This window comes from Bradyrhizobium sp. SZCCHNRI3043, from assembly GCF_032377735.1.
GTDB lineage: Bacteria > Pseudomonadota > Alphaproteobacteria > Rhizobiales > Xanthobacteraceae > Bradyrhizobium.
The window spans coordinates 98,338-111,714 of the sequence record NZ_JAUHID010000004.1; the positions used below are offsets into that span (position 1 = coordinate 98,338).

Annotated in this window: 10 protein-coding genes; 7 read left to right on the plus strand and 3 right to left on the minus strand. The window is 66.1% G+C overall.

Annotation, left to right across the window (positions count from 1 at the left end):
* Window position 1: 1 nt before the first annotated feature.
* The 5 genes from QX124_RS11520 to QX124_RS11540 all read left to right on the plus strand — a co-directional run bounded on the left by QX124_RS11520 (window position 2) and on the right by QX124_RS11540 (window position 7,899).
* Window positions 2-745: a di-trans,poly-cis-decaprenylcistransferase gene (locus QX124_RS11520; RefSeq protein WP_315775781.1), complete on the plus strand. Its 744-nt coding sequence runs from the start codon at window positions 2-4 to the stop codon at window positions 743-745.
* A gap of 69 nt (window positions 746-814) precedes the next feature.
* On the plus strand, window positions 815-2,758 hold the full coding sequence (locus tag QX124_RS11525) for a tetratricopeptide repeat protein (protein WP_315797212.1): 1,944 nt from the start codon (window positions 815-817) through the stop codon (window positions 2,756-2,758).
* Window positions 2,759-2,914: 156 nt separating this feature from the next.
* Window positions 2,915-4,015, plus strand: a complete 1,101-nt coding sequence (locus tag QX124_RS11530) for an HlyD family secretion protein (RefSeq protein ID WP_315773287.1) — start codon at window positions 2,915-2,917, stop codon at window positions 4,013-4,015.
* Window positions 4,012-6,771: a ribosome-associated ATPase/putative transporter RbbA gene (rbbA, locus tag QX124_RS11535; protein WP_315797213.1), complete on the plus strand. Its 2,760-nt coding sequence runs from the start codon at window positions 4,012-4,014 to the stop codon at window positions 6,769-6,771. Before QX124_RS11530 ends, rbbA begins: the two co-directional genes overlap by 4 nt.
* 3 nt (window positions 6,772-6,774) lie before the next feature.
* Window positions 6,775-7,899 (plus strand): ABC transporter permease, encoded by a 1,125-nt coding sequence (locus QX124_RS11540; RefSeq protein ID WP_315784333.1) that lies wholly within the window; start codon window positions 6,775-6,777, stop codon window positions 7,897-7,899.
* Between the two features lie 80 nt (window positions 7,900-7,979).
* On the opposite strand, the gene QX124_RS11545 is transcribed toward QX124_RS11540, so the two are convergent.
* Complete coding sequence (locus QX124_RS11545) at window positions 7,980-8,801, minus strand: porin family protein (RefSeq protein WP_315773282.1); 822 nt, start codon at window positions 8,799-8,801, stop codon at window positions 7,980-7,982.
* 331 nt (window positions 8,802-9,132) lie between these two features.
* Here QX124_RS11545 and QX124_RS11550 point away from each other — a divergent pair, with 331 nt between their 5' ends.
* On the plus strand, window positions 9,133-9,396 hold the full coding sequence (locus QX124_RS11550) for a hypothetical protein (protein WP_315797214.1): 264 nt from the start codon (window positions 9,133-9,135) through the stop codon (window positions 9,394-9,396).
* Between the two features lie 153 nt (window positions 9,397-9,549).
* Window positions 9,550-10,911: a UDP-N-acetylglucosamine-peptide N-acetylglucosaminyltransferase gene (locus QX124_RS11555; protein WP_315797215.1), complete on the plus strand. Its 1,362-nt coding sequence runs from the start codon at window positions 9,550-9,552 to the stop codon at window positions 10,909-10,911.
* Between the two features lie 27 nt (window positions 10,912-10,938).
* Here the strand turns inward: QX124_RS11555 and QX124_RS11560 are convergent, their stop codons facing one another.
* Both QX124_RS11560 and QX124_RS11565 read right to left on the minus strand, forming a co-directional pair.
* Window positions 10,939-11,499 (minus strand): hypothetical protein, encoded by a 561-nt coding sequence (locus QX124_RS11560; protein WP_315797216.1) that lies wholly within the window; start codon window positions 11,497-11,499, stop codon window positions 10,939-10,941.
* An 87-nt stretch (window positions 11,500-11,586) separates the two neighbouring features.
* Entirely contained in the window at window positions 11,587-13,176 is a 1,590-nt protein-coding gene (locus QX124_RS11565) for an ATP-binding protein (protein WP_315797217.1), read from the minus strand.
* Window positions 13,177-13,377 lie beyond the last annotated feature (201 nt).

Below are 13,377 nucleotides of genomic sequence, written 5' to 3' on the forward strand. Positions count from 1 at the left end.
AATGCAAAGTAGTCTGCAACCGAAATCGCCTGCTGTGTCGGATGGCCTGCATGTCGGCATCATCATGGACGGCAACGGCCGCTGGGCGACGCGCAAGGGCTTGTCGCGGCTGCGCGGGCACGAGGCGGGCGTCGACGCGATCCGTCGCGTCGTCGAAGCCGCGCCCGACCAGGGCATCGGGACGCTGACGCTGTATGCGTTCTCCAGCGACAATTGGCGACGCCCGCGTGCCGAGGTCGCCGCCTTGATGGCGCTGTTGCGGGTCTATCTCGCCAGCGAGGTGGAGTCGCTGGTGCGCAACGGCGTCCGCCTCTCCGTGATCGGCCGCCGCGACCGGCTGCCCGGCGGCATCGCCGACGCCATCGGCCGGGCCGAAGCGGCAACCCGCAATGGCAGCACCCTGCACCTGCGCATCGCCGTCGACTACTCGGCGCGCGACGCGATCCTCGAGGCCGCAGCGAAGGCCCGCGAGATCGACGGCCTGACGCGTGCGGCGTTCTCCGACCTCGTGACGGGCGAAGCCGGCTTGCGCGACGTCGACCTGATCATCCGCACCTCCGGCGAGCAGCGCCTATCCGATTTCCTGCTCTGGGAAGGCGCCTATGCCGAGCTGCATTTCACCCAGCGGATGTGGCCCGATTTCGATGCCGCAGATCTGGCGCAGGCGCTCGCCTCGTTCCGCGGCCGCGAGCGTCGCTTCGGCGGCCTCGAGGCGGTGCCGCTGGCGCCGGCACCGGTCTCCTGACGCCCACGCAATCTTTCCGCGCATCGGGGAATCATCTACCGCTTGCAGCACGAGCGCAGAGATCCCCTGATGAAGCACAAGCCGCGCCGGCCCGCCGGCAAGCCCCCGGTCAAATCCGGATCGATGGGCCACAGCGATACGCCTGATGCGCTGTGTGCCGCCGCCTTGCGGCTGCTGCGCGCCGGACAGCTCGAGCAGGCCGAGGATGCGTGCCGCCGCGCCCTGACGCTGGATGCGGCTTCCATCGACGCGCTACGTGCGATGGGCCGGGTCTGCCTGGCGCTCAGGCGCGCCGATGATGCGATCGAGTGGTTTGCCCGCGCCGTTCGGCAGGACGTTTCCGCAGCGGAGTCCTTCGTCGGCTTGGCGCAGGCGCTGCGGGACTCCGGCCGCGTCGATGAAGCGATCAAGGCCTATGATCGCGCGCTGCAGCTGCAGCCGGATGCGGTGGAGAGCTGGGATGCGCTTGGCGAACTGCTGCAACTGAGGGAGCGGCACGCCGAGGCGGCGCTGGCCTGCGATCGGCTGCTGCAGCTCGCGCCCGATCGTGCCGCGACGTGGTTTCGTCTCGGCGAGGTGCTCGAAGCCCAGGGCCGGCGTGACGAGGCGGCGCTGGCCTTCGATCAGATGGCACAGCTCAAGCCAGATCATGTCGAGGCGGCCAACAAGGCCGGAGCGCTTCATTTCGATGCTGGCCACTACGAGCAGGCCATCTCGCGCTTCGGGCAGTCGCTGGCGGTGATGCCGGATCAGGCGGGCGTGCTGTACCTGAAGGGCATCGCGCTGCGGCGGCTGCGCCGCTACCAGGAAGCCGAGACTCTCGGCCATCGCGCGCAGGTGCTGGCGCCTGACAATCCCGACTTCGCCAATGGCTATGGATGCATCCTGCAGAACCTCGGCCGTCATGATGACGCCGTCGCCATGTTCGACAAGGCGATCGCGCTGCGGCCGCAGACCGCGGATTTCCACAATCATCGCGGCACGTCGCTGGCCGAGCTGCATCGCTTCGCAGAGGCGTTCGAAAGCTTCGATCGCGCCGTCGCGCTGCGGCCTGATCTGGCCGATGCGCATTGGAACGCGGCGCTGTTCCGGCTGTTGACCGGCGACTTCGCCCGTGGCTGGGCGGCGCGGGAATGGGGACGCAAATGCCGTGCCGTCGGGTTTGTCGAGCGCAGCTTCGAGGCGCCGCTGTGGCTTGCCGACGCGCCCCTCGCCGGCAAGACGATCCTGCTCCATAGCGACGAGGGGCTCGGCGACACGATCCAGTTTTCGCGCTACGCCACCCTGGTGGCCGCGCGGGGCGCGCGCGTCGTGCTCGAGGTCGACGCGCCGCTGCAGCCGCTTCTGTCCGGCCTGGACGGCGTGGCGCAGTGTCTTGCCCGCGGCATCGATGCGCTGCCTGCCATTGACTATCACTGTCCGCTGTCGAGCCTGCCGCTCGCGTTTGACACTCGGCTCGACACGATCCCTGCCGCGCCGTGCTATCTGCCGCGCCCTCCCGAGGCGCGCCGGGCGATCTGGGAACAGCGACTCGGTCCGCATGACCGCTTGCGGGTGGGCCTGGTCTGGTCGGGCAACCCCGCGCATCTCAACGATCACAACCGTTCGATGCCGTTGCCGACGCTCGCGCCGCTGTTCGAGATCGGCGCGCGGTTCGTCAGTCTGCAGAAGGAGCCTCGGCCGTCCGACAAGGCCGCGCTCGCCGCGCGCGACGATATTCTCGATCTCACCGCCGACATCGGTGACTTCGTCGATACCGCGGCGCTGATCGATAATCTCGACCTCGTCATCACCGTCGATACCAGCGTGGCGCATCTGGCCGGCGCGCTGGGCAAGCCGACCTGGATCATGCTGCCCTTCACGCCGGACTATCGCTGGCTGCTCGGCCGTGACGACAGTCCGTGGTATCCGAGCGTGCGGCTGTTCCGCCAGGATGCGCGACGTGACTATGCCGACGTCGTCCCGCGCGTTCGCGAGGCGCTCGCCGCACAGCTCGCGACGTTCAGCCCCTGATGAACGCTTGAGCATCAACCAACGCCATAACTGAAATGTGATTGGCTGGCTGAGCCGCCGGCGCGTGCCGCCTGATGGCGATTGAGCTGCGTCAACGGATTTCTGCGTGCGTATGGCAAACGGAACGCCTGCTTCAGCGACGAAGGCGTTTTTGGAATGAATCAGCAGGAATCCGAGCTCGTCAGCGACATCCGGCCCGTTCAGGACGTGCGTGCTGAGCCCGGCGCTGTCGTTCCCGCGTCGGCGGTGCCTGTTCCCGTGTCCCATCAGCCGCGGCGCAGGTGGGCGTTGTGGCCGCTTCTGCTGCTCGTGCTCGCCGGCGGAGTCGCCGGCGGTGGCGGTTATGTCTGGTGGCAGCGGCTGCATCCGCCGCTGCCGCTCGGCATCAGCGTCAGCAACGGTCGCATCGAGGCTGACCAGATCGACATCGCGACCAAATTTGCCGGGCGCGTCGCCGAGCTGCGCGCCGATATCGGTGATCGCGTCGAGGCCGGGCAGATCGTGGCGCGGATGGACACGAAGGAGCTGCAGCAGTCGCTGTCGAAGGCGCAGGCCCAGGCCGAGCAGGCGCAGCACGTCGTCGATCAGGCCCGCGCCAATCTCGCGCAATTGCAGGCGCACAAGACGCTCGCCGAGCAGGAGATGGAGCGCACGCGCAGCCTGCTGCAGAACGGCTGGACCACACGCGAGCTGGCCGATCAGCGTCAGCAGGCGCTCGACAATGCCACCGCCGGTCTCGCCGGCGCGCAGGCGCGAATTTTCGAAGCCGAACGCGGGCTCGAAGCGGTTCGTCACGACGTCGCGCTCTACACCGTCCAGATCGCCGACAACTCCCTGATCGCGCCGAAGCCCGGCCGCATTCAATATCGTCTCGCCAATGTCGGCGAAGTCCTCGCCGTCGGAGGCAAGATCTTCACCATGCTCGACATCGGTTATGTCTACATGGACGTGTTCCTGCCGACCGAGGAGGTCGGCAAGGTCAAGATCGGCACCGAGGCGCGCATCGTGCTCGACGCCTATCCGGATCGTCCGATCCCGGCGAAAGTGTCGTTCGTGGCGAGCCAGGCGCAGTTCACGCCGAAGACGGTCGAGACCCGGAGCGAGCGCGACAAGCTGATGTTTCGCATCCGTGTGCGCGTCGATCAGGATAGATTGGCCGCGCACGCCGATGCCGTGAGGAGCGGGTTGCCGGGCGTGGCGTATGTCCGGTGGAATCCGGACGTCGCATGGCCGGCGCGTCTGCACGTGTCGCCATGACGGCTGACACGATCGGCGATGCGCCTCCGGTCGCGATCGTCAGGAACGTCTCGCAGCGCTATCGAGACGTCGTCGCGCTCGACGATGTCTCGATCGATATTCCCACCGGCCGCGTTGTCGGGCTCATCGGTCCCGATGGCGTCGGCAAGTCGTCGCTGCTGTCGATCCTGGCCGGCGCGCGCGCGATCCAGGACGGCCAAGCGCGCGTGCTCGGCGTCGACATGGCGGACCGGCGCGCCCGCACCCAGGTGTGTCCGCGGATCGCCTACATGCCGCAGGGCCTCGGCAAGAATCTCTATCCCGATCTCAGCGTGCGCGAGAACATCGCGTTCTTTGCCCGGCTGTTCGGCCAGTCGAGGTCCGAGCGCGAGTGGCGCATCGCCGAGCTGATGGAAGCGACGGCGCTGTCCGATTTCGCCGACCGGCCGGCGAAAAAGCTGTCCGGCGGCATGAAGCAGAAGCTCGGCCTGTGCTGCTCGCTGATCCATGATCCCGATCTTCTCATCCTTGACGAGCCGACCACCGGCGTCGATCCGCTGTCGCGCCGGCAATTCTGGGACCTGATCGACCGCCTGCGCGCGCGCAGCACGGCGGGCATGAGCGTCATCGTCGCGACCGCCTATATGGAGGAGGCCGAGCGTTTCGACTGGCTGATCGCGATGAACGACGGGCGCATCCTCGCGACCGGCACGCCAGCGGAGCTCAAGGCGCAGACCAAGGCGGCGTCGATCGAGGACGCGTTCGTCGCGCTGCTGCCCGACCGCCCGGCGCGCGACCGGGCCGAGATGCCGGCGAAGTCCGAGCTCGACGGCAGCCACGAGACCGTGATCGTCGCGCGCGACCTGACCTGCCGCTTCGGCGATTTCACCGCGGTCGACCGCGTGAATTTCCAGATCCGCAAGGGCGAGATCTTCGGCTTCGTCGGCTCGAACGGCTGCGGCAAGACCACGACGATGAAGATGCTGACGGGGCTGCTGCCGCCCACCGAAGGCGAGGCGCTGATCTTCGGCCGCTCCATGGAGGCCGGCAATCATGAATCGCGCAGCCGCGTTGGCTACATGTCACAGGCCTTCTCGCTCTATGGCGAGCTCACGGTGCGGCAGAACCTGGTGCTGCATGCGCGGCTGTTCCATCTGCCGCTGGCCGCTGCCGGGAAGCGGATTGCCGAACTGGTCGAGCGCTGCGACCTCACCGACCATATCGACAGCCTCGCGGCCGATCTTCCGCTCGGCATCCGCCAGCGCCTGTCGCTCGCGGTGGCGATCGTCCACGGACCCGATCTGCTGATCCTGGACGAGCCGACGTCGGGCGTCGATCCGGTCGCGCGCAATCAGTTCTGGCGCCTGCTGATCGAACTTTCGCGTCAGGATGAGATGACGATCTTCGTCTCCACGCATTTCATGAACGAGGCGGCGCGGTGCGACCGGCTGTCGCTGATGCATGAGGGGCGGGTGCTGGCGACCGATACGCCGGACGGGCTGATCCGCGCCAAGGGCGCGCAGACGCTGGAGCAGGCGTTCATCGCCTTCCTCGAGCAGGATGCCGGCGTCGCCGATCCGCCGGTCACGCTGACCCAGGCGAAGCCCGATCCGCGTCTCGTCGATCGGCCGCAGGACGACCGGGGGCAGGCCGCCTTCAGTCTGCGGCGGCTGCTCGCCTATACGATCCGCGAAGGTCTCGAGCTGATCCGGGACCCGATCCGGCTGATGTTCGCGCTGTTCGGAACGGCGTTCCTGATGATCGTGATCGGCTTCGGCATCTCCACGGACGTCAACAACCTGACCTTCGCCGCGCTCGATCGCGATCAGTCGCCGGAGAGCCGTGCCTATCTGTCGGAGCTCAGAGGCTCGCGCTATTTCGTCGAAAGGCCACCGCTCGCGGACTATGCCGAGCTCGAACGGCGGATGAAGAGCGGCGACATCAAGGCCTCGATCGAAATCCCGCCGAACTTCGGTGTCGACATCAAGCGCGGCCGGCCGGCCTTCGTGTCGGCCTGGATCGACGGCGCGATGCCGTTCCGCGCCGAAACCATTCGCGGATATCTCGAGGGCACGCATCAGCTCTATCTCTCCGATCCCGCCGTCAAGACGACGCAGCCGTTGCCGGCCTCGTCGGTCAATGTCGAGATCAGGTTCAAATACAACCAATCCTTCGACAGCATCTACGCGATGGCCCCAAGCACGATCGCGCTGCTGCTCGCGCTGTTTCCGGCCATCCTGATGGCGCTCGCGGTCGTGCGCGAAAAAGAGCTGGGGTCGATCACCAATCTCTATGTCACGCCGGTGACGCGGCTCGAATTCCTGCTCGGCAAGCAGCTGCCTTACATCGCCGTCGCGCTGGTGAACTTCGTGCTGATGTATGTGATGGCGACGGTCCTGTTCCGCGTGCCCCTCAAGGGGGCCCTTCTGCCGCTGATGGTCGGTACGTTCGTCTATGTCGTCACCACCACCGGCTTCGGCATGCTGATCTCGACCTTCTGCCGCACCCAGATTGCGGCTCTGTTCGGGACCGCCATCCTCACCGTGCTGCCCGCCACGCAGTTCTCGGGCATGCTGGTCCCGGTGTCGTCGCTGTCCGGTGTGGCCAAGCTGATCGGCATGGTCTTCCCGATGACGTACTACCGCCCGATCGCGGTCGGCACCTTCACCAAGGGGCTGGGCTTTGCCGATGTCGGCGCCGACATCCTGATCCTTTTGATCTTCATTCCCGTCCTGACCGGGTTCAGCCTGGCGATGCTGCCAAAGCAGGAGGCGTGAGCCATGATGCGCTCGCTCTCCAACGTGTTCTGGCTCGGAACCAAGGAGCTGCGCAGCCTGTTCGGCGACGTCGTGCTGATCGGGCTCGTGATCTATTCGTTCACGGTGGCGGTGATCAGCCAGGCGCAGAGCAGCTCGCAGGAGCTGCATCGCGCCTCGATCGCCGTCGTCGATGAGGACAGCTCCGAGCTGTCGCGTCGGATCGCCAGCGTATTCCAGCTGCCTTACTTCCAGCCGCCTGTCTACATCAGCCAGGGCGAGGTGGAGCGGCTCATGAACAGCGGCCGCTTCACGTTCGTGCTCGACATCCCGCCGAACTTCCAGCGCGACGTCCTTGCCGGGCGGAGGCCGTCGGTGCAGCTGAACGTCGATGCGACCGCGATGATCCAGGCGGGAATCGGATCCGGCTATGCGCTGCAGATCATCAACACCGAGGTCGCCTGGTTCGTGGCCCGCTCCGAGACATCCTCGCCCTCCCCGGTCAATCTGGTGACGCGGATCGCGTTCAATCCCAATGTCACGACCGCCTGGTTCGAAGGCGTGATGGGCATCATCAACAGCGTCACCATGCTTGCGATCATCCTGGCCGGCGCGGCGCTGGTGCGCGAGCGCGAGCATGGCACCATGGATCATCTGCTGGTCATGCCGCTGTCGCCATTCGAGATCGCGATGTCGAAGATCTGGGCCAACGCGCTGGTGATCGCGGTCGCCGTCGCCATCGCGCTCTATGCCGTCGTGCGGTGGTATCTGCACGTGCCCATCATGGGCTCGATCCCGCTGTTCATGGTGGGCACCGTGCTCTATCTGTTCTTCGCGACCGCCGTCGGGTTGTTTCTCGGCACCATCGCGCGATCGATGCCCCAGCTGGGCCTGCTCTATATCCTCGTCGCCGTGCCGATGAACCTGCTGTCTGGCGGGATGACGCCAGTGGAAAGCCAGCCGGTGTGGCTCGCCACGATCATGAAGGCGTCGCCGTCGACGCATTTCGTGTCGTTCGCCCAGTCGATCCTCTATCGCGGCGCCGGCATCGATGTGGTGTGGCCGCAATTCGCTGCGGTCGCCGCCATCGGCGCCGTGGTCCTGGCGCTGACCTTGCGGCGCTTCCGGGCGGCGATCGCGGCGGCCTGACCTGCCCTCGACCCCAACAAAAAAGCCTCGGCACTGGGCCGAGGTTTTTCCTTGAATGGCGTCGCTATGGATGACGGCGATCAGTAACGCGCGGCCACCGGGCCACCAAACTTGTAGTTCACGCCGACCCGGACCGTGTGGAATGAGAAGTCCTGGGACAGGCGCTCGACGTAGTTCGAGCCGGGCGGGGCGAAGGTGCTGCCCGGGACGTAGGCCGAGGTGTAGTTGATGCTGCCGAGGTCGGTGTAGAGATACTCAGCCTTGACGGTCCAGTTCGGCGCAAACGCATGCTCGACACCGGCGCCGACCGTCCAGCCGACCCGCGTCTCGTTGGCCGAGGCGGTCTTGGTGTAGCCGTTTGCCGAGGTCAGATCCCAGCTGCCCTTGACATTGCCGACCGCGAGACCGCCGGTGACGTAGAACAGCGTCGTATCGACCGCGTAACCGGCGCGGCCGCGCAGGGTCATGAACCAGTCGTTCCGGATGCTCTCGTTGAAGGTGCGGGTCGTGGGCGGGTTGGCCGCCGTGTAGACTGTCCGTTTGTTGAGGTCCGATCCGTTGATGTCGGCCTCGATGCCGAAGACGCCGGCGCCGCTCTGCCAGTTGTAGCCGGCCTGCAGACCGCCGAGCACGCCGGCTGGATTGAGCCGGTTGTTGCTGATGTTGACGAACTGATTCTGGAAGGCGGCGCCTTCGACCGCCCAGCTGCTGGTCTGGTCCAGCGTCGTGTTCAAGTTCGACCGGCCCCAGCCGTAGCCTACGCTGCCGCCGAAGTAGAAGCCGGTCCAATTGTAGATCACGGCCGGGGGAGGAGCCTTGGTGTAGCGGGCCGGCAGATCCGCGGCGAATGCGCCGAGCGAGCTGGCGAGGAGCAAAGAGACGGCTGAGGCAAGGGTCTTCATCGGTCACAATCCTCAATTAAAATGTGCAACATTGAGACAAGCTTTTCTCACAATTTGGCCTGTTAGGCTGTAGTCCAACTACAACACTCGTGATCGTAGGTGTCTGTGACGGCGTCACTTTCTGCGCGTACGGTCTTAACCTTAAGTCATTGTAAATCCGGATGGGCGGTCAACTGATACCGACCTCTTTCCACGAACCGGACAATCCGCCGCAGTGCGTTAGGCAACGATTCGCCAACCATCCGGACACGCTGTCCCGCCCGCTAACGATTTCGCAAAGCGCGCACGTGCACCTTCGGCGCGTCCTGGAGGACGGAGAGGGGAGTGCATCATGAACGGGGAAGCGGTTCTCGAGAACGTAAGGCGCTATCGGACCATCGCCTCCTTGTACCGCCAGACCGCGGCATTTCGCCCGCATCAGCGCGACTCGCTGCTGATGCAGGCCGTCGAATGGGAAAGCCGTGCGGTCGCCGAGCTCGAGGATTATTTCGTCGCTCGCCAGGCGCCGTCGCAACCGCCGGCGAACATCAACTACAATATGAGCCATCACGGAGCCTCCTCCCGGCCGTCGCACCTGCAGATGGCGGCCGCGTAGTTCTTCGGACACAGCGCGTCATTCCCGCGGCGCGATCGGCGCCCGAACTACAGCGAGGGAGTTGTCACAGCGCGTCTCCATTTCATCTGCCGACCGGGGTCTGGCGCAGGACTTGCTGGGTCTGATTTCAGCCTCCGCCATGGATGGACCTGAATGAGATCGCTCGGGCGCGACCGCGGCATGTGTGCCTGGGATGATTTCGCCCGGTCGTCGACCGATGTCCGGCTGTCGCTGGCGCAGGCGCGATCGGGGCAGATTCCGCCGTTCCTGCTGCTCTCGGTGCCCGGCATGAGCGCCGGCGAGCATCGCCTTTGCTCCGAGTTGTGGACCCGCGACCGGATCGCCGCCAGCGGCGCCGAGCGGGCGCGGCTGGATTTTCGCTTCGATCTGACATTCCGCGACAAGCTTCGTGTCGGATACCTTTCAAACGACTTCCACGACCACGCCACGGCGCATCTGCTGATCGAAGCGCTCGAGGCGCATGACCGCGATCGCTGCGAGCTGCACGCCTTCTCATTCGGCGCCGACGATCGCGGCGCCATGCGGGGCCGGCTGCACGCCGTCTTCGACGGCTTTCATGACGTGACCGCGCTGAGCGACAGCGCCGCCGCAGCCGCGGTGCATGCCGCGCAGATCGATATTCTGGTCGACCTCAAGGGCTATACGCGCGGTGCCCGAACCGGAATCCTGATGCTGCATCCGGCGCCGGTCCAAGTGAATTTCCTCGGCTATCCCGGGACGCTGGGCGGCGGCATCTGCGACTACATGATCACCGATCCGTTCATGACACCGCTGGCCGTTGCGGCCGACTATTCGGAGAGTTTTGCCTACATGCCGCATTCGTACCAGCCGCACGGCCGGGCAGCGCTGGGCCCGGCGCCGACCCGTGCGGAGGTCGGCCTGCCGGACGCCGGCATCGTGTTCTGCTGCTTCAACCAGGCCTACAAGTTCACGCCCGCGGTGTTCGACCTGTGGTGCCGCCTGCTCGACGCGACGCCGGACAGCGTGCTGTGGCTGCTGGCGTCCGATCGGGCCGAGGGTAATCTGCGCGGCGAGGCGCTTCGGCGCGGCGTGGCGCCCGGTCGCCTGCTGTTCGCGCCGGAAACGACGCAAGGCGAGCATCTGCGCCGGCTCCAGCTCGCCGATCTCGTGCTCGACACCGCACCCTATGGCGCCCACACCACGGCGAGCGACGCGCTGTGGGCTGGCGTGCCGATCGTGAGCTGCGCCGGGGACACGTTTGCCTCGCGGGTCGCCGGCAGCCTGTTACATGCGGTCGGATGTCCCGAGCTCATTGCATCGGACGAGGCCGACTATCTGGCGGTGGCGCTGACGCTCGCCGCCGAGCCGGATCTGCTGCAGGCGGCCAAGGCCAGGCTCTGGCGCAACCGGCTGGCCGCGCCGCTGTTCGACGCTGCCGCCTATGCCCGGTCGCTGCAGGATCTCTACGACCAGATGTGGCGCCGCCGCCGCAGCGGCGGCGCGCCAGGGCCGATCTGGGCGTCGAAGTCTTGAGCAGGGACGAGGCGGGCTTGCTGCGCCTTACTGCGTCGCCATGCGTGCGGCAGCGAGGATCCCGATCAGGGCCGTCAGTGCGCCGACGCTGGTCGCGTTGATCGCGACGAGCGACGCGAAATTGGAGTCGGCGACCTTCATCAGCGGCTCGCCAAGGCGGGGATCGATCAGCAGATAGGACACGAATGGCAGTCCCAACAAAGGCAACGACATCAGGCGCTCCGCTGGCCGGAACAGCAGCGCGCCGAGCAGGGCGCAAGGCAGCAAGAACAGCTCGACGCCGCTCTGCGCGCCGAACAGCTTGACGGAGAACACCGTGTTGACCGTGCCGGTCAGGACCATCAGGGCGCGGCCGGCGAACGGATTGCGCCGCGCGAGCATAGGCGCGCTGGCGAACAATGGCGCCGTGAGCAACGTCAGCCAGGCCGGCCACGCCGCCGTGCCCACGATGGCATGGAGATAGAGCGGATAGAACGGCTGGTTGGAGACGATGACCAGCGCGACCTTGGCGGCGATGTCGGACTGCGGGTCATCGGCCGACGCATAGGCCTGCACGGCGGCCAGCCCGCGTGAAAACATCTCAGCCATTCAAGTCCCTCAGCTCCGCAAGAAGGTGCGCATCACCGCCCGGAAACGCGCGTGCCCAAGCCGGATCATGCGTCGCGCATCGCACGGTCAAGAGTTCAGTGCGGTCCGCAGCATGCGTGCGAGATCGGCGCTCTGATACGGCTTGGTGAGCAGCAGCAGGCCGGCATCGAGGCGGCCGTGGTGGACGATCGCGTTCTCCGTATAGCCGGACGTGTACAGCACCTTGAGGCTGGGACGCCGCTTCAGCGCCTCGATCGCGAGCTGGCGGCCGTTCATGCCGCCGGGCATGATGATGTCGGTGAACAAAAGATCGATCCGCGCCGCGCTATCGATGAGCGCCAGCGCCTCGTCGGCCTTGCTGGCCGCGAGCGTGGTGTAGCCGAGCCGCTTGATCTGGGCGATGACATATTCGCGCACCAGCGAATCGTCCTCGACGATCAGGATCGTCTCGTCGCCGCGCTCCATGCCCTCGGCGCTGACGGTTGATAGTGCCGCATCCGCATCGGTATTGGCCTGCGGCAGGTACAGCTTGACCGAGGTGCCGTGCCCCGGCTCGCTGTAGATCTTGATGTGTCCGTTGGACTGCTTGACGAAGCCGTAGACCATGCTCAGCCCGAGGCCGACGCCCTTGCCGACATCCTTGGTGGTGAAGAACGGCTCGAACACCTTGTCGAGCAGGTTGGCGGGGATGCCCTCCCCGGTGTCGCTGACCGCGATCATGACGTAGTTGCCGGGGATCACCTCCGGGTTCATGCGCGCATAGGCGGCGTCGAGCAGGACGTTCTTGGTTTCCAGGGTCAGCTTGCCGCCGTCCGGCATGGCATCACGCGCGTTGAGCGCGAGGTTCAGGATCGCGGTCGACAGCTGGCTGGGGTCGATCATGGCCGGCGCCGAATCGTGCGCCAGCATGGATTCGATCTCGATCTGCTCGCCGAGCGTCCGGCGCAGCAGGCGGGCGGTGTCGACCACCATGCCGTTGATGTCGACGCTGCGCGGCTGCAGCGGTTGGCGCCGGGCGAAGGCGAGCAGATGGCGGGTGAGATCGGCGCCGCGGGCGGCCGCCGAGTTGATCAGGCTGGTGATCTGCACCAGCTGCGGACGGTCCTTCACCGCGTCGGCCAGGATCTCGATGGTGCCGGTGATCACGGTCAGGATGTTGTTGAAGTCGTGGGCGACGCCGCCGGTGAGCTGACCGATCGCTTCCATCTTCTGTGCCTGCCGCACCTGCGCCTCGGTGGCCTCGATCTCCTGGAAGCGCTTGACCATGGCTTCGGCGGTGCGCCGCTGCCGCGTCTCCTCCTCAAGCTGCGCATAGGCGTTCCGCAGATCGGCGCGGGACGGCATCGTCAGCACCCGCGGCAGCATCAGCAGCAGCGCCGAGGCGATGCCGATCGACATGAAGGCCAGGAAGCCCTTGGTGGCCGCCTCCAGGCTGTAGGCCGGAACCCAGATCGTGAGCACCTCGATCAGTCGTGTCATCCCGCAGACGGACACCCACAGCGCGAAGGCCCAGAAGATGTAGCTGAACTGAAAGTCGCGGCGGCGATAGACGATGAAGGCGAGCACAAACGCGATGGTGAAGAAGGCGAACGAGATGAGGATGTCGGACACCGTGTTCACCCAGATCAGCTCAGGTGTCCACAGCAGGCACTCGCCATGCGGCGTGAGCATCGACATGTCCGATATCCTCAAAAGTGTAGCCGGCGGACCGTGTCGCCCCCGCGGCGCGGTCGGTTCCCTTAGCAGAACATCGAATTTCCGCTGAGCACACAAGGGTTCTGACTGTCGCGGCGCGCGCATTCGGTAGAGGGGCACCGCCGGCATAGGCCTTCGCACGTCCACCGGATTGCATGCGGCCGAGCTTGTGCCGGGAGCTCC

What these genes read in the sequence shown, in the direction of transcription:
- QX124_RS11520 (WP_315775781.1), top strand. Translation starts at nt 2, where the DNA reads ATGCAAAGTAGTCTGCAACCGAAATCGCCTGCTGTGTCGGATGGCCTG.
- QX124_RS11525 (WP_315797212.1), top strand. Translation starts at nt 815, where the DNA reads ATGAAGCACAAGCCGCGCCGGCCCGCCGGCAAGCCCCCGGTCAAATCC.
- QX124_RS11530 (WP_315773287.1), top strand. Translation starts at nt 2,915, where the DNA reads ATGAATCAGCAGGAATCCGAGCTCGTCAGCGACATCCGGCCCGTTCAG.
- rbbA (WP_315797213.1), top strand. Translation starts at nt 4,012, where the DNA reads ATGACGGCTGACACGATCGGCGATGCGCCTCCGGTCGCGATCGTCAGG.
- QX124_RS11540 (WP_315784333.1), top strand. Translation starts at nt 6,775, where the DNA reads ATGATGCGCTCGCTCTCCAACGTGTTCTGGCTCGGAACCAAGGAGCTG.
- QX124_RS11545 (WP_315773282.1), bottom strand. Translation starts at nt 8,801, where the DNA reads ATGAAGACCCTTGCCTCAGCCGTCTCTTTGCTCCTCGCCAGCTCGCTC.
- QX124_RS11550 (WP_315797214.1), top strand. Translation starts at nt 9,133, where the DNA reads ATGAACGGGGAAGCGGTTCTCGAGAACGTAAGGCGCTATCGGACCATC.
- QX124_RS11555 (WP_315797215.1), top strand. Translation starts at nt 9,550, where the DNA reads ATGAGATCGCTCGGGCGCGACCGCGGCATGTGTGCCTGGGATGATTTC.
- QX124_RS11560 (WP_315797216.1), bottom strand. Translation starts at nt 11,499, where the DNA reads ATGGCTGAGATGTTTTCACGCGGGCTGGCCGCCGTGCAGGCCTATGCG.
- QX124_RS11565 (WP_315797217.1), bottom strand. Translation starts at nt 13,176, where the DNA reads ATGTCGATGCTCACGCCGCATGGCGAGTGCCTGCTGTGGACACCTGAG.